Annotated in this window: 14 protein-coding genes; 8 read left to right on the plus strand and 6 right to left on the minus strand. The window is 69.8% G+C overall.

Annotated elements, in window-relative coordinates; all coding sequences use genetic code 11:
* Window positions 1-13: 13 nt before the first annotated feature.
* The 5 genes from ENSA7_RS15050 to ENSA7_RS15070 are packed head-to-tail and all read left to right on the plus strand — an operon-like array spanning window position 14 to window position 8,605.
* Complete coding sequence (locus ENSA7_RS15050; protein WP_106089977.1) at window positions 14-523, plus strand: RNA polymerase sigma factor; 510 nt, start codon at window positions 14-16, stop codon at window positions 521-523.
* The gene (locus ENSA7_RS15055) at window positions 520-1,401 is read left to right on the plus strand and encodes a hypothetical protein (protein WP_106089978.1); all 882 of its coding nucleotides are present in this window, start codon (window positions 520-522) and stop codon (window positions 1,399-1,401) included. The genes ENSA7_RS15050 and ENSA7_RS15055 overlap by 4 nt, the downstream gene beginning before the upstream one ends.
* Complete coding sequence (locus ENSA7_RS15060; RefSeq protein WP_181233755.1) at window positions 1,398-3,533, plus strand: caspase family protein; 2,136 nt, start codon at window positions 1,398-1,400, stop codon at window positions 3,531-3,533. Before ENSA7_RS15055 ends, ENSA7_RS15060 begins: the two co-directional genes overlap by 4 nt.
* Before the next feature lie 42 nt (window positions 3,534-3,575).
* Window positions 3,576-7,589 (plus strand): AAA family ATPase, encoded by a 4,014-nt coding sequence (locus ENSA7_RS15065; protein WP_146157712.1) that lies wholly within the window; start codon window positions 3,576-3,578, stop codon window positions 7,587-7,589.
* Window positions 7,590-7,591: 2 nt separating this feature from the next.
* Window positions 7,592-8,605, plus strand: a complete 1,014-nt coding sequence (locus ENSA7_RS15070; RefSeq protein WP_106089981.1) for a mechanosensitive ion channel family protein — start codon at window positions 7,592-7,594, stop codon at window positions 8,603-8,605.
* Here the strand turns inward: ENSA7_RS15070 and ENSA7_RS15075 are convergent.
* The 3 genes from ENSA7_RS15075 to ENSA7_RS15085 all read right to left on the minus strand — a co-directional run bounded on the left by ENSA7_RS15075 (window position 8,591) and on the right by ENSA7_RS15085 (window position 11,573).
* Entirely contained in the window at window positions 8,591-10,330 is a 1,740-nt protein-coding gene (locus ENSA7_RS15075) for a fatty acyl-AMP ligase (RefSeq protein WP_106089982.1), read from the minus strand. The two genes, ENSA7_RS15070 and ENSA7_RS15075, sit on opposite strands and share 15 nt — an antisense overlap.
* 65 nt (window positions 10,331-10,395) lie before the next feature.
* Window positions 10,396-10,713 carry a 2Fe-2S iron-sulfur cluster-binding protein gene (locus ENSA7_RS15080; RefSeq protein WP_106089983.1) on the minus strand — a complete coding sequence of 106 codons (318 nt, stop codon included), beginning with the start codon at window positions 10,711-10,713 and terminating at the stop codon, window positions 10,396-10,398.
* Complete coding sequence (locus ENSA7_RS15085; RefSeq protein ID WP_106089984.1) at window positions 10,710-11,573, minus strand: decaprenyl-phosphate phosphoribosyltransferase; 864 nt, start codon at window positions 11,571-11,573, stop codon at window positions 10,710-10,712. The genes ENSA7_RS15080 and ENSA7_RS15085 overlap by 4 nt, the downstream gene beginning before the upstream one ends.
* A gap of 121 nt (window positions 11,574-11,694) precedes the next feature.
* Between ENSA7_RS15085 and ENSA7_RS15090 the strand changes: the two genes are divergently transcribed.
* The 3 genes from ENSA7_RS15090 to ENSA7_RS15100 are packed head-to-tail and all read left to right on the plus strand — an operon-like array spanning window position 11,695 to window position 20,725.
* A complete protein-coding gene (locus ENSA7_RS15090; RefSeq protein ID WP_146157713.1) occupies window positions 11,695-15,639 on the plus strand; it encodes a DUF3857 domain-containing protein in 3,945 nt (1,314 codons plus the stop codon).
* Between the two features lie 10 nt (window positions 15,640-15,649).
* Window positions 15,650-19,546: a hypothetical protein gene (locus tag ENSA7_RS15095; protein ID WP_106089986.1), complete on the plus strand. Its 3,897-nt coding sequence runs from the start codon at window positions 15,650-15,652 to the stop codon at window positions 19,544-19,546.
* 18 nt (window positions 19,547-19,564) lie between these two features.
* Complete coding sequence (locus tag ENSA7_RS15100; RefSeq protein WP_106089987.1) at window positions 19,565-20,725, plus strand: hypothetical protein; 1,161 nt, start codon at window positions 19,565-19,567, stop codon at window positions 20,723-20,725.
* A gap of 90 nt (window positions 20,726-20,815) precedes the next feature.
* On the opposite strand, the gene ENSA7_RS43670 is transcribed toward ENSA7_RS15100, so the two are convergent.
* The 3 genes from ENSA7_RS43670 to ENSA7_RS15115 all read right to left on the minus strand — a co-directional run bounded on the left by ENSA7_RS43670 (window position 20,816) and on the right by ENSA7_RS15115 (window position 26,092).
* Entirely contained in the window at window positions 20,816-22,516 is a 1,701-nt protein-coding gene (locus ENSA7_RS43670) for an alpha/beta hydrolase (protein WP_181233756.1), read from the minus strand.
* Between the two features lie 140 nt (window positions 22,517-22,656).
* Window positions 22,657-23,832, minus strand: coding sequence for a hypothetical protein (locus ENSA7_RS15110; protein ID WP_146157714.1), 1,176 nt, complete (start codon window positions 23,830-23,832; stop codon window positions 22,657-22,659).
* A gap of 355 nt (window positions 23,833-24,187) precedes the next feature.
* Window positions 24,188-26,092: a hypothetical protein gene (locus ENSA7_RS15115; protein WP_106089989.1), complete on the minus strand. Its 1,905-nt coding sequence runs from the start codon at window positions 26,090-26,092 to the stop codon at window positions 24,188-24,190.
* Between the last annotated feature and the right edge of the window lie 197 nt (window positions 26,093-26,289).

Here is a 26,289-nt window from a genome sequence, read left to right on the forward strand (position 1 = left end):
ACGCCTGAGGCTCATGGCCATCGACGTCGAAGACGCCTACCGCCGCTACGGGCCCATGGTCCTCCGCCGCTGCCGAACGATGCTCCGCGACGAGCAACAGGCTACCGATGCCATGCAGGACGTGTTCGTACAGATCCTTCGCAACAACGACCGGCTCGAAGACCGGGGCATGTCGAGCTTGTTGTATCGGGTCGCCACCAACGTGTGCCTCAACCGGATCCGCAGCACCCGACGCCGACCCGAGGACGCGCAGTCGGATCTGCTCGAGCGGATCGCCGAGGCTGGCGGCGACGAGGCCAGGACCCACGCCCGCGCGATGCTCGATCGCGTGCTCGGCCGCGAGCCGATCTCGACCACGACGATCGCGGTGCTGCACCTGCACGACGGCATGACGCTGCAAGAGGTGGCCGACGCGGTCGGCCTGTCGGTCTCGGGCGTGCGCAAGCGGCTGCGCAAGCTCAAGGCCAGCCTCCACGAGCTCGAGGGCCTCGACACCAGCGCGGACACGGAGGGGAGCGCGTGACCGAACCAAACGACACGCCCCGCAAGGTCCCGCCGCTGCTGCTCGAGCAGCTCGCGCTTGGTGAGCTCGATCCCGATCAGGCCAGGCGGGTCGAGGCCGAGCTCGCGCGGACCGGCGTCGACGCTGGCGAGGCGCTGGCCCGGATCGAGGCTTCGAACGCCGAGATCTTGGCGGACTACCCCGCGCCGAAGCTGGCGGCCGACATTCAGCGACGGCTCGAGCGAGGGCGCGAGCCCAAGCGGGCCTGGATCCCCTGGGTGCTCGCGCCGACGCTGGTCGCGGCCGCGGCCGTGGCTTGGATCGTGGTCCGCCCGCCGCCCACCACGATCGCCGTGCACGACACCCACGGCGCGCTCACGGGCGACGGCGATCCAGAGGTCACCCGGATCAAGGGGGCCGTCGACGCGCACCTGGTCATCGACCGGCGCACCGGGTCCGGCCACGAGCGCCTCGCCGAGGGCGAGACCGCGCGCGAGGGTGACCTGCTGCAGCTCAGCTACGTGGCCGCCGGGCAGCGCGAAGGGGTGATCCTCTCGATCGATGGGGCGGGGGCGGTGACCTTGCATCATCCGAGCGAGGCCAGCGATCCGCCCACGCTCACCGACGGTGAAGAAGTCCCGCTCACCCACGCCTACGAGCTCGACGACGCGCCCAGCTTCGAGCGCTTCGTGTTCGTGACCCGCGACGGCGCGTCGCCGTCGGTCGCCGAGGTGCTCGCGGCGGCCGAGCAGCTGGCCAGCGATCCAAGCACGGCGCGCACCGAGCCGCTCGCGCTGGCGGGCGAGGGCTGGCAGCAGCACTCGTTGGTCCTGCGCAAGCCGCCCGCCGCGGTCGAGGGGGCACCGCCGAGCCCAACGCCAGCGGGGGAGGGCCTGTGAAGCGCGCCTTCGAGCGACTGTTGCTGGCCCTGATCACCGTGGTCGGGAGCTGGGTGCTAGGCCTCGACCCAGCGCAGGCCGCCGATCCCACCTCCAGCACGGTGCGTCGGTTCGCGCTGCTCGTCGGCGCCAACGATGGCGGCGGGGATCGGGATCTGCTGCGCTACGCGAGCACCGACGCCGCGATGCTCAGCAAGGCGTTGATCGAGCTGGGCGGGCTCGACAAGGCTGATCGCGTGGTCCTGGACAACCCCGATCCGGCCGCGCTCGAGCAGGGCTTCAAGGACATCAGCGCGAAGATCCGCGCCGCCCAGAAGTCCGGCGAGCGGGTCCAGTTCGTGTTCTACTACTCGGGCCACAGCGACGAGGCCGGGCTGCTGCTCACGGGCGTCCACGTCGACTACAAGCGCCTGCGCGCCCTGATCGACAAGGTCCCCGCCGACGTCCGGATCGGGATCCTCGACTCATGCTCGAGCGGCGCGTTCACGCGGTTCAAGGGCGGCAAGAAGCAGGCGCCGTTCCTGGTCGGGGCGTCGGCCGAGGTCGAGGGCCACGCCTACCTGACGTCGAGCTCGGCCGACGAGGCCGCGCAGGAGAGCGACCGGATCGGAGGCTCGTTCTTCACCCACTTCCTGGTCACCGGTCTGCGCGGGGCGGCCGACTTCGACGGTGATCGGCGGGTGACCCTGAACGAGGCCTACCGGTTCGCGTTCGACGAGACCCTGGCCCGGACCGAGACCACGACCGGCGGCCCGCAGCACGCGGCCTACGACATCAAGCTGGCGGGGACCGGCGATCTGGTCATGACGGATCTGCGCAAGACCTCGGCCAAGCTCGAGATCGCGGGCGGGGTGGCGGGGCGCATCTACGTGCGCGATCGCAGGGGCAACCTGGTCGCCGAGCTGTTCAAGCCCAAGGGCGCGGGCGCGGTGACGCTGGCGCTCGAGCCAGGCAACTACGCGATCACGATCGACGACGGTCACAATCTGCATCGCGCCGAGGTCCAAGTCCGCAGCGGCAAGACCGAGACGCTCGAGATCGCGGGGCTCGTGGGCATCCCGCTCGAGGGCACGCGGCTGCGCGGGGACCCGGTCCCAGACGCGAGTGAGCGGCCCCCGGCGCCGGTCGGCGGCTACGCGCAGGTGCCCTTCAACATTGGGGTGAGCCCGGGCGCCGAGCGAAACACCGCCTACCGGCCCAGCAAGATCCACAATCGCTTCTCGGTCTCGCTGGGGGCCACGAGCGCGGCCGCGATCGACGGCATGCAGCTCGGACTGGGCGCGGTGTGGGCGACCGACTACGTGAGCGGGATTCAGGCCGCGGTGGGAGCCACCATCTCACACGGGCCGCTGAACGGGGTCCAGAGCGCGTTGGGGGTAGCCGTCGCCACCAGTGACATGCGCGGGGTCCAGACCGCCACGGTCGCGCTCGGGCGCGAGCGGGTCGATGGGCTTCAGGTCGGATTCGCGCTCAGCTACGCCAAGTACCTGCGCGGGGTCCAGCTCGGCGCGATCAACTACGCGGACGAGGCGAGCGGGGTCCAGGTCGGTCTCGTCAACGTGTCTCGCGGGCAGGTGAAGGGCCTCCAGATCGGGCTGGTGAACTACGCCGACGAGGCCGACGGGTCGATCGGGCTGATCCCGGTGACCAAGAAGGGCGGCGTGTGGTTTGACCTGTGGACCAGTGACACCCAGCTGATCCACGCAGCGGTAAAATTCCGCGCCCGCAAGACCTACAGCTTCCTGACCGTGGCCGCGCACCCGATCGGCGATGACAACTCGCGCTCGTTCAGCGGTGGCGTTGGGTTTGGCGGTCCGCTGGTCTGGCGCGAGCACTTCAGCCTCGAGCTCGACAACGCGGTCTCGGTGCTCAACGAAGGATTCACGGTCAGCCGCGCGCCCTATCTGCTCGACACGCTGCGCCTGATTGTCGCCTGGCGGCCAGCTCGGCACTTTGCGATCTGGGGGGCCGTGACGGTCAACGCGTTGTTCGACCTGCAGCCGACGACGACCACGACCACCACCAGCGAGTTCCGACCCGGCTACCACTGGGGGACCCCGATCGGTGACTCGAACCTGGCGGATGTCGGGATCCAGATCTGGCCCGGGTTCGCGGCCGGCTTCGAGTTCTGATCCCCTGTGCAAATATTCGGCCGCGCTCTACACTGCGGCCTGATGATCGACTCTGCCGTTGTCGGCTCGCAACCACGTCCTCGCATGGGGCTGACGCGGGGGCTCGCGCTGCTGCTGTTGTGCGCGTCGGTCTGGCTGTCGAGCGCGGGGGTTCGCGCGGCACCCCCAACCGAGGACGGGACGTCTGGACCCTCGGGCCCCGCGCCCGCGGCCCCGCCGGATCAAGCCGATCCGGGCGCTGAACCGAGCGCTGAACCGAGCGCTGAGGCCAAACAGGCGGCCGAGCACGCCGCCGAGCAACGGGCGGCCAAGGTCGCTCGCGTACGCCTGCGCGCCGCTGGGATCACCAATTTGGTCGCCGGTCGGCTCGACCCCGCGGTCGACGTCTCGGAGCTGCTGACGATCAACCTGGTCGACCCTGATCTCGGCGACGAGCTGCGCGCGGTCTTGGCCTCGATCTACGCGACGCGGATCGCGTCCGAGGCGCAGGCGCGGCAGGCAGCCGAGCAGCAGGGCAAGCACAATAAAAGGGGTCCGCCCCCGATCGAGCTTCCGCCCGAGCCCGCGCTGGCCGGACCCGACGCCGACCCGCTGACGCGCGCGCGCTCGGAGCTCGCGCGGGCGTACTGGCAGTTTCTGACCTTGCCGGCCGAGCGCCGCGCGGAGCTGGTGGCCGAGCATGCCGAGCACCAGGCCCTGATCGCGCACAACCTCGAGGCCGAGGCGAACGCCAAGGCTCGGCTCGCGCGGCTGACCCAGCAGGCCCGGTGGTTCAAGGGCTTGATCGAGGGTGACCTCGACCTCGCCGTCGATCCGGTCCCGCTGCTGCGCCTGGATCTGAGCAAGCCCAATGAGCTGGCCACCAACGATCGGCTGGCCCGGGCGCTCGGGCACGGTGAGCCCGAGCCGGCGCCCGCGACCGACGAGCCGACTGACCCCAACTCGGAGCAGGCACCAGACCCGGGGCAGACCGATCCGGGGCCGGCTCGAGCGCAGCCGGATCAACCGCCGAATTCCCCCGAGACCGAGGCGAGCGAGCCGCCCGATCCCACCAAGCCGTGGGAGCCCGACGCCAAGCTCGCCGCCGCGACGGCGGCCGCCGAGGCCGAGCTCGACGCCCAGCGGCTCCGGTTCTTGGCGCTGAGCACCGATGAGCGGCGGGCCCTGCTCGACCGTCACGCCGCGCGTCAGCGCGAGGCGCTCGAGGCCAAGGCCGTCGCCGAGGAGCTGGCGGCCGCCGAGGAGCTGGTCCCCGAGGTCGAGGAGGAGCTCAACCTCGCCGAAGACAAGGCCGAGAAGGCCAAGCGCGAGCGGATGGCGGCGCAGGCTGCAGCCTCGCAGGCGCGGTCCGAGGCGCTGCGGCGGATCGCGGAAGAGCGCGCCCGCCTGCTCGGCGTCAAAGAGGCCCACGCGATCTACGAGGTCGAGCTGGCCAAGCGGGCCAAGGACACGCTGGCCGCCCACGAGGTCGCGCTCGAGTGGGATCGGCGGGTCGCCGAATTGGCCACCGAGATCGCGAGCGACACGCGAGCGACCACGTCGGACGGCATGTACGCCGATCTGCGTGAGGCGCTCGCCGACGCGCGCGACCGCCTGCGCGAGACCTTGAAGCTGATCGCGGATCGTGACAGCGGCGTCGCCCCGGTCGGCGAACCGCTCGCCGGGCTGCCGCAAGACGTCGATCGCAGCGATCTGAGCGAGCTGCGGGCCGAGCTCGAGGCTTCCGAGGCGGCCCTGCGCGAGCTCGAGCGCGAGGCGCTGTGGGAGTCGGCCGACAGCGGGCGCGATGACATCGTGATGCTCAACCACGCTCGGCTGACGCTGCTCGACCTCGGCAGCGGCGACCTCCGCAGCCGCATGACCGGCTTCGGCCAAGATGGCGTGGAGCAGGTCAAGCGCGAGATCGATCAGATCGGGCTCGAGCTGCGCTACCGCATTCAGGCGCTGCCCCGACTCGCGCGCGGGCTGATCGCCCAGCTCGAGAGCTCGCCGCTGCCGCTGATCTTCTCGGGGATCAAGCTGGGGTTCCTGCTGTTGTTGTTCCGCTACTGGCGCCGCCGGGCCGAGCCCACGCTCGAGCGCATGCGCGACGGACTCCTGGCCCGCGAAGACGGCAACCCCAGGGTCAACGCGAGCGCCGCGCTCGGCGTCTGGTACTTCAGCCGGATCCGCAAGCCGCTGGAGCTGTTGCTGCTGTTCAGCGTGATCTATCGGATCGTGCCCACGGGCACCGAGGTGCTCGAGCTCGAGGTCGTGTGGCTGGTGGTCCTGTGGCTGCTGGTCGGCTCGGCGGTGATCTTGCTCGTCGACGCGGTCGCGGCCCACGAGAACCTGGTCCATGGCCGGGCCAGCAACGTGACGGCCCGCCTGCGGATTCGGTCGCTGCGCCTGGTCGGGCTCACGGTCGTGTGGACCGGCCTGGTGCTGTCGCTGACCGAGCAGGTCGTGGGTCTGGGCGCCATCCACAACTGGGTGGGGACGCTGTGCTGGATCGCCGCGATCCCGATCTTGTTGGTGTTGATCCGCTGGTGGCGCGAGCACGCATTTCGGCGCTTCAAAGATGATCCAGAGATGCCCAACAACGCGTTGGTCCGCTGGATTCGGGCCAACACCACCGGCTGGACCAGCTTCCCCACGGCCGCGATCGCGGGCGGGTATCTGTTCTCCCGCGGGCTCGCGCGGTGGCTGCTGCGTCGGGCCACCGCGCTCGAGACCACCCGGCGACTGCTCGCGTGGATGTTCCGCCGCGAGGTCGCGCGCCAGGCCACCGCCCGGCGCGAGGACGAGCAGGCCGTGCGTCCGCTCGACGTCGCGGACTACACCAACTTGGATCCTGGCAAGATCGTCGAGGTCGAGCAGCTCAGCGAGGACATGGCGGAGATCGCCAGCGACATCCTCGACGAGATCACCGAGCTCGTGGTCGCGCATCGAGGCACGCTCAGCGCGGTGATCGGCGAGCGCGGGGCCGGCAAGAGCATGTTCTTGCGCAGGCTCGAGGCGGCGTTCGTGCGCGAGGCGCAGGACTTCTCGCAGGCACCGAACGATATGACGGGCGGAGCTGGCGAGGCAGGTCAACCCTCGTCGGTCGAGCGCCACGCAGAGTTTGGTCAGCTCACGATCCGGCGCATTCAGTGTCCGCCTGGCGGCTTCGACGAGCTGCAGCGGGCGGTCGCGGTGTCGATCGGGCTCGAGCCCGACACCCCGGCCGAGCGGGTCATCGCGGCGCTCTCGGAGCAGACGCCCCTGGTGTTTTTGATCGACGACGTCCACCGCCTGGTGAGGCCGGCGATCGGTGGCCTCGAGGGTCTCGATCGCTTCACCGACTTCGCCCGTGAGGTCGGTGGGGATGCGTCCTGGGTTGCGACGATCGGGGCGGCGGCGTGGCAGTACGTGTCGCGCTCGCGCGGCGATCGGGTGTTCTTCGATCAGGTCCTCAAGCTGCCGCGCTGGAACGAGCAGCAGATCGGCGAGCTGATCCGCGAGCGCAGCCAGTCCGCGGCGATCGACCCCAGCTTCGACGAGATCGTGATCCCTCGCCAGTACGACGTCACGACCACCCCGACCAGGCCGGGCGTGGGCAAGCCCGCCGAGATCGAAGACGAGCTGGCTGAGTCCAGCGAGTTCAGCGGCCGTCCCACCGACCGCGAGCGGGCCGAGGTCGGCTTCTACCGAATCTTGTGGGACCACGCGAAGGGCAACCCCGCGGTCGCGCTGCACTTCTGGCGCGAGTCGCTGTGCGTGGTCACCTCCCCGGACGGCGAGTCGGTGATCAAGGTCCGGCTGTTCAAGGAGCCGCCCGCGGCCGCGCTAGACGAGGTCGCCGCGACCTTGCACTTTGTCCTGCGCGGAGTCGTCCAGCTCGGGGTCGCCAGCCCAGAAGATCTCGTCGCGTGCACGCAGCTGCCTCCGGCCGACGTCTCCGACGCGCTGCGCTTCGCGGTCGCCCGCGGCTGGGTCGATCGCTTCGGCGAGCGCGGCGATCGGTTCTGCGTGACCTGGCATTGGTACCGGGCGATCACCGACATGCTTCGGCGTCAGCACCTGCTCGAGATCTAGCGATGATCAAGACCACCACACACACGCCTTCACGCTTCAGCTCGCGGATCGGGAGCGGCCTCATCGGACGGATCGGCCTGGCCGCGGGGTTCGGGGCCCTGGCCCCCCGCGTGGCCCTCGCCGGGCCCGAAGAGGCGCTCGGGGCCCCGCCCGACGCCGAGGTCATGGGCCAGTTCGCCGACATGGTCCGGTGGGGCGGCGTCTTGACCTCGATCGTGGTGTTGTTTGGGACCTGGCTGGTGATCCGGTTCGTCCGCGACCTCGTCGATCGCCTGAGCAAGCAATTCGCCAACCGCCGGCTGCTGCTTCAGAAGCTCGCCACGGTGTTTCAGTTCGTCGTCTACATCGGCGCGGGCGCCACGGTGATCTTGTTGAGCTTGCGGCTCACGCCGGAGGTGCTGACGGTGATCGGCGGGACCGTGGCCGTGTCGGTCGGGTTCGCGGCCAAGGACCTCGTCGCCTCGTTCATCGCGGGGATCATGATCATGGTCGATCGTCCGTTCCAGGTCGGCGACCGGATCACCTTCGGGGGTCAGTACGGCGACATCACGGCGATCGGCCTGCGCTCGGTTCGGCTGCAGACCCTCGACGACAACACCGTCACGATCCCCAACAACCTGTTCATCAACGACATCACCTCGAACGGCAACTACGGCGCGCTCGACATGCAGGTGGTGATGGACTTCTACATTGGCGTCGATCAGGACGTCACCCTGGCCCGCAGCATCGTCAACGAGGCCGCGGTCACCAGCCGCTATGTGTACCTGCCCAAGCCCGTGGTGGTGCTGGTCAACCAGCTGATCGCCGAGAACCACGTGGCGGTCCGGCTGCGGGTCAAGAGCTACGTGCTCGACACCAAGTACGAGAAGGCGTTCGAGACCGACGTGAACCTGCGGGTGCTCGGGGCGTTTCGCCAGCACGGCATCATGCCGCCCGCGGTCCTGCATCGGCAGCTCGACGGGCTCCCCGCGCCGACCAAGCCGGCCGTGCGTCCAACGATGTCACAAGCCGGCTGAGCCGCGCTCGCACAGGATGTCGAGCTCACCGTCGCGCAGCGCGGCCGCGTAGCGAAACCGGCGGAGCTTGCCGCTGGTGGTCTTGGCCACGCTGCGCTGGCGGATCAGCAAGACCCGATCGAGCGCGAGCTCGTGCTCGTCACGCACGCGGGCGAAGATCCGCTCGCACAGGGCGGCGCGCTGATCCTCGGGCATCGTGCGCCGCCCGGTCGCGGCCAGGCACACCTGGCGCTGCCCGTCTGCGAGGGTCGCCATGAACACCACGCAGTCGGCCGCCAGCGCGTCGCTTCCCTCGCCGACGCTGCGCTCGATGTCGTGGGGCTGGTGGATCTGCTCGCCAACCACGATCAGATCCGCGAGCCGCCCGGTGCCGAACAGCTCACCCGCGTGGATGAACCCGGTGTCGCCGGTCCGGAACCACTCGACGCTGGGATCGTCGTCGTGGATGTGAGCGGCGAACCGCTCGGCGCTGGTCTGGGCGTCGCCCCAGTAGCCGCGCCCGACCGACGGACCCCGCAGCCAGATCTCGCCCTCGCGGCCCTCGGCCTGGCGGGTGCAAGTCTGTGGATCGACGATCGCCAGCTGGTGCTCTCGCATCGGCGCCCCGCATGAGACATACGCGCGCGCGTTGGCGTGGGTGGGCGCCACGGGCTCGGCGACGCCGGTCCGCAGCGCGGCCTTGTCGAAGCACACGATCTTCGGCGCGAGCTCGAGCGGCCAGCCGCTGACCATGAGCGTGGCCTCGGCCATGCCAAAGCAGGGCATGAAGGTCTCGGGCCGAAACCCGCACGGGGCGAACCGCTCGCTGAAGCGCTCGAGCGTGGACGCGCGCAGCGGCTCGGCGCCCGACACCGTCAGCCGCCAGCTCGACAGATCGAGCCTCGCGAGGTCCTCGTCGCGGGCCTTGTCGACGCACAGGTCGTACGCAAAGTTGGGCCCGGTGCTGACCTGCGCGCCGAACGTGGAGATGTTCTCGAGCCACGCCATCGGCCGGCGCAAGAACGCGGTCGGTGACATCAACAGGGTCGTGCCACCATGAAACAGCGGATACAGCAGCGACCCGATCAGCCCCATGTCGTGATAAAACGGCAGCCAGCTGACGGTTCGCGCGCCCTCGGGCTGGGCGAAGATCTCGTGGGCGAGGCGCTGGTGCGCGTAGAGGTTGTCGTGGCCGATCATCACGCCCTTCGGCGTGCCGGTCGAGCCCGAGGTGTACTGCAAGAACGCCACGAGCCGCTCGAGGTCGGCGGGCCGGGTCCAGCGGTCGGCGTCGGCCTGGGTGACCTCGATCTCGTCGCTCGCGAGGATCTGCAGCGCCGCCGGGTCGCGCGCCTCGGCTCGGGCAAACTCGACGGTGGGGGCCAGCTCGGCGGTGGTCAGGATCAGGCGCGCGTCGGCGTCCCGGATGATCCTCGACACCCGCGGCATGGTCTTGACGGCCCGCTGCTTGTCGGGAGGAAACGCCGGGACCGCGACCAGGCCCGCGTACAGACACGCCAGAAACACCGCCGGGTACTCGAGCCCAAACGGATACAGCAGCAGCACGCGATCACCCGGCGCGGCGTGCTTGCCCAGCTCGACCGCCAGCGCGCGCGCGCGCCGATCCGCGTCGGCGTAGGTCAGGGTCTCGACCACGGCCTGGTCGACCAGCAGCTGGTAGAGCGGACGGTCGCCGTGTTCCTGGGCCCGGTCACGAAGCACGTCGACTAGCGAGGAGGCGGGCATCGAGGGCCAGGTTTTTCCAGCGCCCCGGCGACGTCAAGCGCGCAGCCCCCTGCACGCGCGAGCGATCAGGGGCAGGGCAAATCGCCGCCCCAGTGCGGGATCCACAGCTGCAGCTGGCCACCACGCGCGACGCGGGTCTTGCACGCCATTCGCCAGCCAGGATCGAGCTGCATGCGACGCTCGAGCTCACCGGGCGCGTCGAGCAGCTCTGCGCCCCGTACGACCCGCACCGCGCACGCTCGACACACACCCTGACCGCGACACGCGTTGCCGAGCGGCGCCTTGGCCCGGGCGGCTGCGGCCAACAGCGTGGTCCCGACGGGCACCTCCAGCGCCCCAAAGTCGCGGCCAAACTGAATCGTCGCCGCCGACGGCCGGGTCATGACCAGTACAGGACGACGCCGGTCACCACCAGCCAGACCGCGAAGTTACCCATGAACACCCAGTCGCGCAGCATCTCCTCCGTGGGGCTCTCGGCGTCGGGGCGCGCGGTGACCAGGTGGATGAAGCGCAGGATCCCGATGATCGGGAACGGCAGGGTGTAGATCAGCGGCGCGTCGCCGAAGGTCTGGGCGACGTGGGTGCTCTGGGTGTAGAGCCCGTAGACCACCGCCGTGAGCAGCGCCAGCGTATGCAGGATCCAGCGCAGCGCGTCGGCGCTGTAGTGCTCGAGCACCGAGCGGGTCTTCGAGCCGGACTGCGTGAGCTCGTGGGCCCGCTTGCCGAAGCCCAGGAACATCGCCAACAAGGCCGTGCAGCTGAGCAGCCAGGCCGACGGCGGGACCGAGATCACCAGCGCCCCCGACAACACCCGCAGCACGAACCCGGCGGCGATCGACAGCACGTCGAGGTAGGGCAGGTTCTTGGTGTAGAAGCAGTACCCGATGTTGAGCGCGAAGTAGCCGCCCAGCGTGGCCGCGTACAGGGGCTCGAGCGCGAACGCGGCAGCGAGCGCGAGCGGCACCGCGAGGATCGTGAAGTTGCGCGCGACGGTCGGCGGCAGCGTGCCAGAGGCGATTGGTCGGTGCTGCTTCTTGGGGTGCGCGCGGTCCTTCTCGACGTCGACGATGTCGTTGATCACGTAGACGCAGCCCGACACCAGGCAGAACAACGCGAACGCGGCCGCGACACGCCAGAGCGCGTCGAGGTCCAGGAGCTTCTGACCGAACACCAGCGGCACGCCAACGAAGGCGTTCTTGATCCACTGCTTCGGCCTCAGGGTCTTGAGCAGGCCCAGGAACACGGCGGGGCGAGACTATGGCACGACGCCGCCGGATGTTCCATCCTCCGGTCAACCGGACGTCCGCTGGCGCCCGCGCTGCCCGTGAGAACCGTCGCGGGTGTCCCTGGAGAAATTTCCGCTCATGCCGCGCTCTCCCGTCCGTCGCCGCCTGCCTGTTTGCTCTCTCGCGCTGGCGACCGTGCTCGCCCTGAGCTCGACCCAGGCCGAGGCGACGCCGGACGCCGCGCAGATCGGCTCTGGGTTCGTCGACTCGCAGATCGGGGGTGAGCTGGGCCTGGGCCTGGGCCTGGGCCTGGGTCCGGGTCCGGGGGCGGGGCCGACCAGCCTCGACCTCGACGCGCCGCTGTGGCAACCCGGCGTGCTCGATCCCGCGGCCGGCCACGTCGGTCGCTGGCAGCGTGAGCTCGAGCGTCGCCAGACGCTGCTCGCCGAGCATGCCGGGCGCGACCACGGGGCCGCGCTGGCGCTGCTCGGGCTGCTGCCCGCGCTGTCCGGCGAGGTCGATCGTGCCACGCTGGTCAGCTTCGTCGACGGGATCCGCGAGGATCGTCGCCGTCACCCTCTGGTCCGCTCGCTCGCGGCTGACCTGCGCGGCGAGCTGTACGAGGACGCGGGTGATCTCACCGCCGCGCAGGCGCTCTACGCCGAGCAGGGCCGGCTGCTGTCGTGGCGGATCGTCGGACCGTTCGACAACGCCAACCGCACCGGCCACGCGCAGGTGTTCGAGCCCGAGACCCAGGCCTGGACGCCGGATCAGAGCTTCGAGGGCAAGCTGGCCGGGGAGCCGCTCGACTGGCGCCCCTACGAGCCGCAGAACACGATGGGTGGCGGCTACATCTCGTTCGACGAGTTCCTGCGGCCCAACCAGTACGTGACGGCCTACGCGACCACGTGGGTTCGTGCGCCCAGCCAGACGAGCGCGGTGATCCACGTGGGGACCGGCGGCGCCCACAAGATCTGGGTGGGCGAGCAGCTCGTCGGCGAGGGCCAGACCTACCGAAGGCCCAACGCGCTGCAGGATGCCTACGCGATCACCCTGCAGCCGGGCTGGAACCGGGTCCTGATCAAGGTCGGCTGCGAAGCCGGGGCGTGGGGGTTCTACGCGCGGATCAGCGCGACCGACGGGGCGCCGATCCCGGGCCTCGAAGCCAGCGGATCCCCGCCCGTCGAGGCCACCGAGCTCCCCGCTGCGGCCCCCCGCGCGACCGAGCTCGATCCTGACGCGGTCCCGGCCAAGCCGCCGCTGTCGCTGCGCGGGCTGTTCGAGGCCGCCGTCGATCCCGATCAGAGCAAGCGCCCCAAGGGCGAGGATCTGCTCGCGCTCGCCGAATTTTACAGCTGGGTCGGCCCGTTCGCGCGCGAGGACTTCACCGCCCGCGATCACGCCCGTGAGGCCGACGCGGCCGTGCAGTCGCCCCGCAGCGCGCTGTTCCTGGCCCTGGCCGAAGATGACAGCGCGCGGGCTCGGGCGGCCTTCGAGCTCGGGGTCGCCCGCGCCGAGCAGCTGGGTGGGGCCGCCCGCGCCGAGCACTCGCAGATGCTCGTCGAGCTGGCCTACTCCAACGCAGCGCTGGGGCTCGAGCGCCGGGCGGAGGCGCTGATCGAGCAGGCCCGCCGCGTCGCCCCCGACGACGCGCTGATCGAGCTCGCGCTGCTCGATCAGCTCGCGTCCGACGGCTTTGATCTCGCGGCCATGAACTGGCTCGACGACCTCGCCGCCCGCTACCCCGACTCGGCCACGATCTTGCGCGAGCAGGCGAGCCGCGAGATCGGGCTGGGTCGGGTGCGCGAGGGCCTGGCGCTGCTCGAGCGGCACAGCAAGGCCCACGGGGGCGACGCGGCCGTAGTCGAGCAGCGGATCGACGCGCACCTGCGGCTCGGCGACATCGATCGGGCCGTGACCTTGGCCCGGAGCCTGGTCGCGGCGGCGCCCGGGCGGCCCAGCGCCTGGCGGCGGCTCGCGGGGATCGAAGAGGCGGCCACCAACTACCAGCTGGCCGTGGCCGCGCTCGAGACCGCCGTCGAGCTCGCGCCTCAAGATCCGCAATTGCACACGGCGCTCGGGTTCCTGCAGAGCCGCGCGGGCGATCAGGCCGGCAGCGTGCTCGCGCTGCAGCGCAGCCTCGAGCTCAACCCCCAGCAGCCGGAGCTGCGTGACCTCCTGACCACGCTCGGGGCCGCGGCCGACGACGTGTTCACCCGCTACGCCGTCGACCTCGAGGACGTGGTCGAGGCCGCCGACGAGGCCGGCACACCCGCGAGCTGGAAGGGTCGCGACTCGGCGGTGCTGCACCGCATGATCGCGACCCGGATCGGCAGCAGCGGGCTCGGCGAGCGACTGGATCACCGGATCATCAAGATCCTCGACGACCGCGGGATCGCCAGCCAGGCCCGCCACGACTTTGGCTACGAGCCCGACGAGAGCTACGTCGAGGTCCGGCGCGCCCGCGTATATCGGGCCGACGGCCGGATCGAGGACATCGGCGTGACCCGCCACTACTCGGTCGGGGCCGCCGGCTACCGCATGTACTACGATCAGCGCGGCGTCGCCGTGCAGTTCCCAGGCCTGCGCGTGGGCGACGTGATCGAGGTCGCGTTCGTGCGCCGCGACGTGGCCACCCGCAACAAGTTCGACGACTACTACGGCGACCTGATCCCGCTGCAGGGCCTCGAGCCCAGCCGCCACTTCGAGTACGTGCTCGAGGCCCCCACGCAGCTGAAGCTGCACTTCAACCACCCTGTCGCCAGCGAGGCAGGGGAGGGCGGCAACACCCAGATCTACCGGCTGACCCGCGACGACCGTCCAGGCCTGCGCTCGGAGGGCGGCATGCCCGGGTGGACCGAGATCGCCGAGTACCTGCACGTGAGCAGCTACGCGACCTGGGACGAGGTCGGCCGCTGGTACTGGGGCCTGGTCGAGGGCCAGCTGTTGATCGACGACGCGATCAAGGCCGGGGTCGCCTCGACGCTCGCCGAGCTGCCAAGCGACGCCAGCGAGCGCGACAAGATCGCCGCGCTGTACCGCCACGTGATCCGCGAGACTCGCTACGTCGGCCTCGAGTTTGGGATCCACGGCTACAAGCCATACCGGACCACCGACATCTACAATCGCCGGTTTGGCGACTGCAAGGACAAGGCGTCGCTGCTCAAGGTCATGCTCGGCGAGATCGGCGTGACCAGCCACCTGGTCCTGACCCGGACCCGCGACCTCGGCACGATCGCCGACAGCCCCGCGAGCCTCTCGGCCTTCAACCACGCGATCGTCTACGTCCCCAAGTACGACCTGTTCATGGACGGCACGGCCGAGCACTCGGGCGCGTTCGAGCTCCCGGCCGGGGATCAGGGCGCGAGCGTGGTCGTGATCGAAGACGGCAAGGGCGCCAGCTTTCGAACCATCCCCTACGCGACCCCGGATCAGAACTCCAGCGACTACGTCCAGCAGGTCCACCTGCAGCCCGACGGCAGCGCCGAGATCGATCACACCATGACCCTGATCGGGACCGACGCCGCGGCCTGGCGCGGGACCCTGGAGTCCAAGGAGAAGCGGGTGGAGCTGCTGACCAAGCAGCTGTCGGCGGCGTTCCCGGGCACCGAGGTCCGCACCGCCAAGTTCCCCGGGATCGAGGACATCCTCGCCCCGGTCCGGGTCGAGGCCAAGCTCACCACGCCCGGCTGGGCCCAGGTCCAGGGACCGGCGTCGGGTGGCGCTGGGCTGCGGTTTCGCGTGCTCGGCCACGAGGTCGAGCTGCTCCGATCGATCGCCCCGCAGGCGCGCCGCGACCAGCCGCTGGTGCTCGGCGTGCCCAACCGCGAGGTCCGCGAGATCGAGTACACGCTGCCGCGCGGGCTCGAGTTCAGTCACACCCCGCAGGCCACCCAGATCGACTCGCCGTTCGGGCGCTTCGTGCTGGAGATCGAGCCCCAGCCGCGCAGCGCCAAGATCACCACCACCCTCGAGTTCTCCCGCCCGCGGGTCGAGCCCAGCGAGTACGGGGCGTTCCGCGAGTTCCTGCGGGAAGTCGACGCCGCTCTCGCCCAAGCCTTTGAAGCCGCCCCGATCCGCTAGGAGCCCCACGATGACCATCCAAGCTCAGTCGCGTCGTCCACTGGCGACGCTGGCCCTGTACCTGCTGGTCTTGCTGATCCCGGGCACGCTGATCCTCAGCGGCTGCCGTCCCCGGGCCAGCGAGCAGATCTTCGATCAGAGCGCCGCGGCCGAGCACGCCGCCCGGCTCGAGGCCTGGCTCGCCAAGCACCCCGACGATCACCGCGCCCGGCTCGAGCTCGCCCACGTGTACTGGCTGCACTTGGCGGACCCCGAGTCTGCGACCACGCACCTGGATCTCCTGACCGCGCTCGACACCCCGCCGCCGCTCGCCCGGTTCTCGCGGGCGATGCTGGCCCAGAGCCACCTGGATCTCGATCGCGCCTGGTCCGAGCACGCGGCGCTGCTGCGCGAGGCGCCGGGCCACGAAGCACGCCGCGAGCGGAGCTTGGCGCTGGCGCTGACGCCGGTGGCCGCCCGCGCGCTCGACTCGCTCGACGGCCTGCGGCGTGACGACGCCGAGCAATTCATCGCGCTGTTCGACGCGCTCGATCTACACGCGCTCCCGGGCGAGGCCGTCGAGCAGCTGCTGAGCACCCGGGCGGCCCTCGCCCGGCGTGAGGGCGAGGACTACCGCGATTTTTATGCCCGCCAGGGCTGCGTGCAGGACTGGGTCGTCGGCGAGCTCGAGGGCTACCGCGGCCCGCTCGAGCTCGCGCGCCTGGAGATCGATCGCTCGTTCACCCCCGACACCACCGGGGCCCAGGCGACCCAGCTCTCGTGCGCGTTTCGGGTCCAAAACCCCGAGCCCGAGTCTGGGATCCGCCGGCTGCGGACCACCGTCGAGGTGCCCGCGACCGAGAGCGAGTTTCGGCTCGCGGTCGGGGCCCAGTATCCGGCGCGTGCCTACGTCGACGATCAGCTGGTCTGGGCCAGCGATCGCACGGATCGCTACCCCGTCGAGGCGCCGACCCTGGTCCTGCCCGTCGGCCCCGGGGTCCATCGGGTCGAGGTTCGCACGGCGATCCCCAGCGAGCGCGCGTGGGTGCTGCTGCGCGCGACCACCCTCGATGGTCGCAGCCTCGCGGTGAAAGCCGACACCCAGACCAAGGGGGACTGGCGGCTCGACATCGATCCGAGTCGGTCCGCGCAAGCGGGCGCCGAGCACATGCTCGAGATCCAGGCGTGGAGCGAGGGCGGCCTGGGCCTGCGGGGCCCCGTGTACGCGCCCCTGCGCGAGTTCTTGGCCCTCGACGACGCGCTCGCCGACGGCGACACCGATCGCGCCGAGCAGGTCGCGTCGAGCCTGCGGCTGGTCTCGCAGGGGTTCGCGGACGCGCACTTGATCCTCGCCGACTTCGAGCGCCGGGATCCCTCGCGCGGCAAGACCAGCTCGGGCACCCGCCAGCAGGCCGAGCTCGAGACCGCGCTCGGCCTCGATCCCTCGCTCGGTCGCGCGCAGCTGTCGCTGCTGTCGATGCGCCTCGATCGTGGCGAGGTCGCCGAGGTCGTCGAGGCGCTCGAGGACATCCCCGATGACGCGGTCTCGGGCGCGGGCAGCCTGCTGCTCTCGATGCTGCGCTTCGACGCCTACCGGCGCCGCGGCAGCGACTTTCAGGCCGAGCAGGCGCTCGCGGCCGCGAACGCGATCAACCCCGACAACTGCGAGGTGCTGATGGCGCGCCGCGAGCTGATCCGCGAGCGCACCCAGGTCGCGGCCGAGGATCAGCTCGCCGTCGAGCTCGCCAAGTGCCCCGGGAGCGTGGGGGTCCGCGCTCGGCTCGCGACCGAGCGCCAGCGCTACGACGACGCCCGCGCGCTGTGGACCGAGCGGCTCGGCCAGATCCCCGATGACCTCGACGCGATGGCGGCGCTCGCCGAGCTCGAGATCGCAGCCGGGGACTACGACCAGGCCGCGGCGTGGCAGCGCCAGATGCTCGAGGCCGCCCCGTACCGGGCCCTGTCCAACCTCGAGCTCGCCGACCTCGAGGCCCACGCGGGGGACAACGAGCTCGCCCGCGAGCTGCTGCTGAGCGCGATCGATCGCTACCCACACAGCTCGCGGCTCCGGGAGATCGCCCAGCGGATCGGGATCCCCGACGATCTGATGCGCTGGCGGATCGACGGCGCGACCGCGCTCGCCGAGTACCGCGGCGACGTCGAGCAGGGCCTCGCTTCTGAAGGCGTCAGCGAGGTGCTGCTGCTCGATCGCGAGGTCAGCATCCTCTACGCCAACGGCGGACACCGACACATCGTCCACCAGATGTTTCACATCCTCAGCGATCAAGCGATCGACGCCCACGGCGAGTTCAGCCAGCCCGGCGTCGAGCTGCTGACCATGCACTCGATCAAGCCCGACGGCACGATCGTCGAGCCCGAGTCGATCCCCGGCAAGGACGGCCTGAGCCTGCGTGGGTTGGCGATCGGGGACGTCGTCGAGATCGAGTTCACCTTTGATCGGGATCCCGAGTCGGCGCTGCCTGGCCACGTGGATCTCGGCCGGTTCCGGTTCCAGTCGCCCGAGGTCCCGTTTCATCGATCGGAGCTGATCGTCCTGACGCCGCAGGCGCTCGCCAGCAAGGTCGCGATCGAGGCGCGCAACAACCCGCCCACCGCGACTCGCCGCACCGTCACCCTGCGCGAGGGCGAGTTCAGCGAGCTGACCTTTCTCGCCCGCCAGGTCCCGCGCCTGGGCAGCGAGCCGGGGGCCCGCTCGATGCTCGACGAGCTGCCGATGATCCAGGTCCACGTGCCGCTGGTCCTCGACGACTGGCTCGATCAGCTGGCCGCGCAGCTGCGACCGGCCCAGCGCAGCAACCCCGAGCTGCGCACGCTCGCGCTCGATCTCACCAGCCAGTACTCCAGCACCTACGACAAGGTCGACGCGCTGTGGCGCTGGGTCGTCGACGAGATCGAAGACGGCGGCGACCTCTCGACGCCGGCCACGGTCACCCTCGCGGCCCGCCAGGGCAGTCGTCTGATGCTGCTGCGGGCCATGTGCGAGGCCGCGGGCATCGACAACCAGATGTGGCTGCTGCGCGATCGCTTCGGTCCGAGCATCTACGAGGGCGGCAACCCGCTGGTCGAGACCTACGACACGGCGATGCTCGCGGTGATCGAGCCAGGCAAGACCCCGCTGCTGGTCGGGACCAGCTCCGAGGTCGTGCCGATCGGCTACCTCTCGCCCAGCTACGCCAACGGCCGGGCGGTGCGCCTGCGGCTGCAGGACGACGAGCCGGCGGGCGGCTACGTCGAGGTGCCTGCGAACCCCGAGCGGCTCGCGGATCTGCGCCGCTGGGAGCTCGACGTCAACCTCGACCGCGACGGGTCTGGGCAGGTCAGCGGAACGATCGAGCTGCGTGGACTCGAGGCGATCATCTGGCGCAACGTGTTCGACCAGGTCGACGTCGATCGCCGGCCCGAGGTGTTCACCCAGGCCGAGCTCTCGCGCATGCTGCCGGGGGCCAGCTTGGATCTCGAGCGGCTCGAGTTCGAGAACGAGTGGGAGATCGAGCTGCCCTTGGTGATCAAGTTCGCCGCCAAGGCCCGCGGCGCTGGGGCCGTGCAGTCGGGTGAGCTGATCATGTTCGCGGCCGCGGTGCCGATCGACCCTGCGACGGCGTACACCCGCCTGGCCAAGCGGTGGAGCGGCATGGTCATCCCCTACGCGCCAGTGCTCGAGGCCCGGGTTCACTACGCGATCGAGGGCCGAAGCTTCTCCGAGGTGCCCGCCGACGTGAACGTGAGCGGCCCGCGGGGCAGCTACACGCGCGAGCTGGTCAGCGGCGGCGTCGGCCAGGGCGAGCTGGTGCTCGAGAGCCGCTCGAGCTTCGCAGCTGGCGTCGTCGACGTGGCGGACTACCCGGCGCTCACGCAATTCGCAGGTCAGCTGCAGGCGGCCGAGCAGCGGCTGCTGCGGGCCCGGTAGGTCCCGTATACTCTCGCGGTGGAGCGATTCTCAGGAGCCGACGAGCTCCCGATCATCCTCGACACGCTGGTCGCCCTCGTCGTCGGTGTGGTGGTGATCTGGGTGGCGCCGCCGCTGTGGTCGTGGTGGCTCGTCGGTCCGATCGCGGCGGTCGTGATCGCGGCTGGGACCGGCTCGCGCTACCGGGTGAGCGTCGACGACAGCGGCGTGCACGTGGTCCTGAGGCGGCTTTGGGTGGTGCCGGTCAAGCGGCTGCGCTATCGGCTCGACGCCTCCGTCGAGCTGTACCTGGGGTCGGACCTCCGACCGATCGGCCTGTGCGTGCAGCCCTACAGCTGCACGCCGGAATTCACCGCCACGTGCTTTCGTGGAGGCCGGCCGGTCCCCGAGCTCGAGCGGATCCGCGGTGAGATCGAAGCGGCGATCGTCCGGGCGCGGGCGCGGGTCGAGGTCGAGCAGCGGCAGCTTCAAGGCCCGCTGGCTGCGCTGGCCAGCGCGCTCGAGATCGACGAGCTCGCGCGTGGGCCAGGCCAACGGTTCCTCCGGGCGACATCCGTCGCGCCGTTCGAGCTCGGGGGCGTCCAGATCCCCACGGGCAGCACCGTCGAGCTCAACGACGCAGACACATGGCTCGACCCTCGCCGCGATGATCAGCTGCGGGGTATCTCGGTCTCGCGCCCGACTTTCGTGCCCCCGCTCGGCCGCGAGCTGCCGGCGGGCACCCGCTTGATCTTCGACGAGGCGCTCAGCCACGTCGCTCTGCTCGTCGTGTCGGGTGAGATCGACGTGGATGGGTTTTGCTGCAGCGGAGAGTGGGGGCTCAGCTTCACGCCCGACGGTGCGCTGCGCAGCTTCACGCTCGCCGGCCCGTGGACCACCCCGACCTGCACCTTGCCCGTCGATGTGTTGGTCCGTCGCACCCGGCGAGAGGACGGCACCCACGGCTGGCGCGTGATCTTGAACTGCGCGCTGTCGCTGCCGGGCGTGGGGCTGCGCAACGGCGACAGGCTGTACCTCGCCGCCGACGGATCGCTGGTGTCGTTCTTTCGCTCGGGCGGGAGCATCCGCGTCGGCGATCAAGAGCTCGAGTGTGGGGTCGTGGCGATCCCGCTGAGCGCGGCGGGGCACGTCGATCTGGTCGCCTGCCGTGAGCGACGCGTCCCGATGCGGCCCTGCTGAGTGGAGCAGCGGGCCTGCGCATTCAGGCGGCGCGGGCCGATGCGCAGGTCGTCAGGGCATGAACAGCCGCTGCGCCCGCAGGCCGACCGGTCATGGGCAGCCGGGTGGCGTGCTCGGGTCGTCTTGAAACTCGACGGTATCGAGGATGATACGACCATCTACGCTACCAAAGGACGGGCCGAAGTGCATCCGCAGGACGGAAATTTGTCGTGGATTGATCGTCGGACAGAACTCCGACAGTGGTATCCGAACGGTCTTCATGAACGTGCGGTGGGAGCAAAACCTCGACTGTCCATATGCATCCATGACCGAATAGTAGTCCTGGGCCGGGATCAGGCCAAGTTCGTCGAACGCCACCATTTCGCCGGACCCAGATTCCATCTCTATTGTGAATCTCAAGTCCATGACCGGCGACTCGTTTTCCACACACTCAGCGCCCATCCCGGTGTCCACTTCTACGACATCGATGGCGTTCGCCACACGGAAGCTCAGGTGCGTCGCCTCGCTGAGATCCAGCGCGCTCACATCCCAAGCGACATCGCCGTCCTCGTCCTGCCACGCGATCTGAAGCACCTGGGTTGTGTGACCGCGATTCCCAGGATCTCCCGTAAATACATCCGCCCAGTCCTGCTGCACGGCGGTAACGGGAGCAGCGAAGCCAGATACAACCACTGGCAGCCCCTCACTCGATGGAGTGATCTGGCCCAAGGCAACCCGCCCCATCGTATCCACAACTATCCGGCGGTCGGTCGTCTTGGTCGAAGGCGCAAATGCGGAGAAGATCATCGGACGCCCATCCGGATTCGCCGGCAGGTAGTCCCACCACTCGGACACCAATACTGGTCCGGGCACGATCTCACCTGTCAGGACGTCGCGGTCGGCGGATCGTCCGAGCAAGAAGTACCCCGTCGCGGCATCCATGTACTCAGCAGCGAGGGCGGCTCCCTTCTTCTCCGCCTCGGCCTCCGGGATCCCGGCGTAGACCTCCTCTTGGCTGACTTTCACGTTGTTACCGTCCTGGAGTGGCCCTCCTCCGAACGCCTCGTGCTCGACATCGTACATCCACAGCACGTACTTGTCCGCCGAGCCTTCAATCCCCAATTCCTCGGGGGACATGAGGTCGTAGTTCCGAATCGCGCCACCCGGCACGTCATTGTCGATGGAGCCTTGGAACACGACGAGAGGGACAGAAAGGTCTGCAGAAAGGTAGCGATCGCCGTCCACCTGTCGGGGAGCGATCCCAATGGCGACTCGCTGCCGGAACATCCCTTCTGGCGACAGCGGGTGCTCCGCCAGATAGCGCGTCGCCAGAAATGCACCTTCACCACCACTACTCTGCCCCGCAATTCCCAGGTCGCAGTTCAGCGACGCGCTGTGCTCCCATTCGAGGGCAAACCATCGTGCGATACACGCCATTCGTGCTCCGCGCGATGCGGCATTGGAACCCAGCGGACCATCGATGTTGGCAACGACGATGCCATTGGGGACAATGCGGCCCCAGATATGTTGATAGCCTCCAGTGATCTGGCCCGTGCCATGCTCGAATATCAAGAGCGGAAACTGGCCGTCCGGGAGCGGACCTCCGTCAAACTCCGCTGGGTGCTCGATGTAGATGTGCAGGTCACCGAACACGTAGTCGTCTGATAGCTTGAAGGTTCCCTCTGGGCCCTCTGCGATGTCAGCACAAAGCGCCATCGCCTCCGCGTCCGAGAGGAACAACTCCTCGGTGGTTCGGCCAGCGAACGGGCCGAACGGAGGTGGACCGGGCTCATCACACGCTCCATCGTCCATTCCGCCAGTCTCGGTTCCGCTACCTGTCTCACCGGTTCCGCCACCTGTCTCACCGGTCCCCCCGTCCACTCCACCTCCCGGGCACGCCAGCATGTTGGCAGCCAAAGCGACCGTGGACCACGCGCGTCGCCGTCGTTGGCTCATGGCCGGCTGCCCCCCACGACCCCTGTCGAGAACGTGATCACCAGTTCGCTCTCGAAGGAGGTCCGGACGAAGTCATCAATGCCGTCACCGTTGGTGTCGATGAAACTCAGGGAGTCATGCGCCGATTCGAACAGGAGTTCCTCCGACATCGAGTCTTGTAGATCTGTCAGCGCGTACACCTTCGAGCTACGCCACACGAGCACGTTGTCGACACCATCGCCGTCCACGTCCCCGAGCCCAACGAAGTGACCGCTCGAGAGCGAGAGTTCGATGCGCTGCCCGAGCGGTTCTGCGCTATCTCCGATCAGCAGAACCGCCTCCGAGTGGCCCCCGCGCCACGCGAGGAAGTCGTCGATTCCGTCACCGTCGACATCCCCCGAGCTGCCCCGGTCGAGTGTCGGAGCGGTAAGGCGCTCCGCATGGTCGACGAGGCCCGCTGTAGAGCTCCACAACACGGCCATCGGCGTCGGAGCGTCGAGATCCGGCGCCGCATCACAGCTTCCCACGGTTCCCAGGAACGCCGCGTCGAGACGTCCATCTCCGTTGTAGTCCCCCGGCGACGCGGACCAGTTCACTCCGCATCCCGGCGCCTCGAAAGTCTGCTTCGGCTCGCTCCATGTGTCCCCTTCGAGTGCGACCACGACGAACTCGGGAATGGTCTGTGCGATCCAGACCTCGCCCTCGGGCCCGGCGAGTTCCAACGTCCCGACAGGCCCCACAGTCGCCCCGGTATTGAGGACACTGGAGATGCCTCCGCTGTCCTTGGCAAGTATGGACGTCGTGGTGCTACCAGCGACGACCACTTCCACGCCGGGCTCGGCGGTGAGATTCGCCGCAGTCATCCAGCCCCCCCCCTCCATGGTCGGGATCAGGTTCGGGTCATTCTGCCCAAGAAACTCCAGCAGCAACAGCGCCCCGTCGACTCGCAGAAGCAGCTCCGCTCCGCCGTCGCCATCGAGATCGGAGGCCAGGTCGAGCTTGCCCGATGCAGGCAACGCAAAGCTCCGGGTGGCGAAGCAGTTCCCCGCGATCTCCATCTCCGGGCACGATGCGGAGCTGTCTGCGGACGACTCAGAGTTGCCGTCCATCGCGCCTGGCTGGCATGCAACCAGTACAGGCCCGAGCAGCACCGCCAGCTGGGCAACACCAACCACCTTTCGCGTCTGCGTCATGGCGTGGAGCATACGAGGCCCGCTGTACCGGGGCATGGGGCCAGACTACTCCCGTTATGGGCTCCTGTCTGGCCCATCGGACCGACGTTACCAGGAGAGCGCGCATGGTGCGCAATGGCGACCCGGAGTATCTGCTGCTTGCCGTGGCGAACGAAAACTCAGCCAAGGACAGCGACCTCGCCTTCGAAGGTGTGATCGTGCCGCTCGACGGTGACTTCGTCTCGCTCGATCTCTCCGATCCAGACAAGCCGGACGAGCCCCGCCGCTCCTGGCAGAGGCGCCCGCGCCGGTTGAAGCCTGAGGCGCTAGATCGCGTGGTGCGGCTTGGCCAAGCGGCCAAGACCTTCGCCGCTGACTACTCGGGCGCCTTCGCCTTGTGCACTTCCAGCGAGGCGGTGAAGGGCTCGCCGGGCACGCGCAGCCGAAACCCCGCGAGCCGCTCCTTCGCGCAGGCTTCATACGCGTCGAGCTGCGCGCGGCCGAGCTTGGCCCCGCTCGCGTTCAGCTCGACCAGCTTGTGCTCGTCAAAGCTCAGCGCCAACGTGACGCCGCGCTTGGGCAGCGGCGCCTCGAGCTCGGTCACGCACGCGATGATCGAGTCGCTAGTTCGCTCGAAGCGGGCCCACTCGTCGGCCGCAGGCTGGGGACCCCGGGTGACCGCGCGCGCGAACGCCAGCGAGTCTGGGCCAAGCTGCAGCCGCGCCGCGAGGGCCCGATCACCGGCCGGATCACCCACTGGATCACCCACGAGCGCAGCCCCAGGCACCCAGCCAACCGCCAAGAAGGCCGGCGTGAGCCCGCCCGAGACGGCCGCGAGCAGATCGACGAGCTGTTGGTGCTGCACGTTGGTGGCCAGGGACAGGCTCACGGTGTGCTCGCGCGGGTAGGCCCGGTGCAGCTCGGCGACCAGCCGCAGCAGGTCGCTGGGCAGCGTTGGCTTGGCGCTGAGCCAGCGACCGTCCACGCGCACCCGCGGACCTCGGCCGCTGAGCTGCACGTGGATCCGGCTGTCCCGCAGCGCTCGCGCGCCCGCGCCCAGATCCTCGGGGCCGGCAATGTAGAGCGGTAGCGCGACGACCACCGGGGGCTGGGCGTCTCGCAGCGCGGCCTCGTGGACCGCGAGCTCGATCACCGAGGTCCGGGCCGAGACCAGCGCGGCCAAGGTCGCGGCGTACTCGGGGGCCGGCACGTCGGGGGCGGAGGCCAGCAAGATCGTGCCCCGGCCATCGCGGACCAGCAGCGCCTCGATCGCCGCGCTCGCGGCGTCTTCGAGCGCGCGCGGATCGAGCTCACGCGGCGTCGTCGAGGTCGGCTCGAGCCGCAGCGATCCAGGCTCGAGCAGCACCACGGGCGCCAGGCTCTCCGCTTGGCCGGTCCCGCGGGGCACCTGCGACAGCACCCAGCCCGGGTCGCGCGGCCGCGGCAGCAGGGCCATGACCGTGTCGCGCAGCTCGGCCTCGCGGGGGGCTCGCGCGGCGACCACGGCCTGCCAGCGCGGGACCTGCTCGAGCGCGGCGCGGTGCCGCTCGAGCAGCGACCACAGCTCGCTCGGGCTGGGCAGCGGCGGCCGGGCGTGGGGGCCGAGATCGTCGAGCCACGCGGAGAGATCTTCTTGCTCGGCGTACAGCGCGTGCACGATCACATCGGCGCGCAGCTCCGGCTCGAGCTCGAGCGCCCCCTCGAGCACGCCGCGGACGTGATCGTAGAGGCGCCAGTGCGCGTTGTCGGCGATCCGCGGGTGACCGGTCTGGGTCAGCACCCGATAGGCCAGGGTCTGGGTGATCAGCGACTCGGCCGAGTCGGGCAAGAACATGTCGGCGCTGAGCAGCATGATCGCGTCGGCGACGAACCGCTGCTCGTCCTCACTGAGCGAGCCCGAAGCCGCGGCCGCGGCGAGATCTTCGAGGGCGTAGGCCTCGTCGAGCAGCCGGATCACGACCTCGCGGCTGGCCTCGATCCCCCGGGTGCTCGCGTAGCCGCCCAGGCTCAGCCACAGGCTCTCGCGGGCCTGCTGGTCGCCGGCGAAGCGGGCCCCGTCATACAGATCCAGCAGGCGATCCAGGCGCAGCAGCCGACCGCGCAGGCCCGCGTCTGCCAGCACCGCGAGCCGCTCGGGATCCTCGCTGGCGGTCGGCCCGACCGTCGAGGCGTCGATCCACCCGGCCGCGAGCAGCTCGCTGGCGGGGGCTCGTGTCCGGGCGCCGGATCCCAGGCAGCCACCGACCAGCAGCGCACCGAGCACGACGGCGCTGATCGGCATCCCGACCTCTCGCTGCCAGCGACTGACAACACCTCGGGCCAAGCGCTGCGAGGAGGGCGAGACGGGCGATCGGGGCAGCCGGGGTACTCGTGGCACGGGCGGGGCGGACATGGGCAGGACGAGAAAGTTCTCGCCCAAACAGTTAGCATGCTCGGCACGGATGATCCCAGGCGCGCCACAGCCAGGCCTCGCAGGTC

Origin of the sequence: Enhygromyxa salina, assembly GCF_002994635.1 — a bacterium.
In the GTDB taxonomy this organism is placed as follows: Bacteria; Myxococcota_A; Polyangia; order Nannocystales; family Nannocystaceae; genus Plesiocystis; species Plesiocystis salina_B.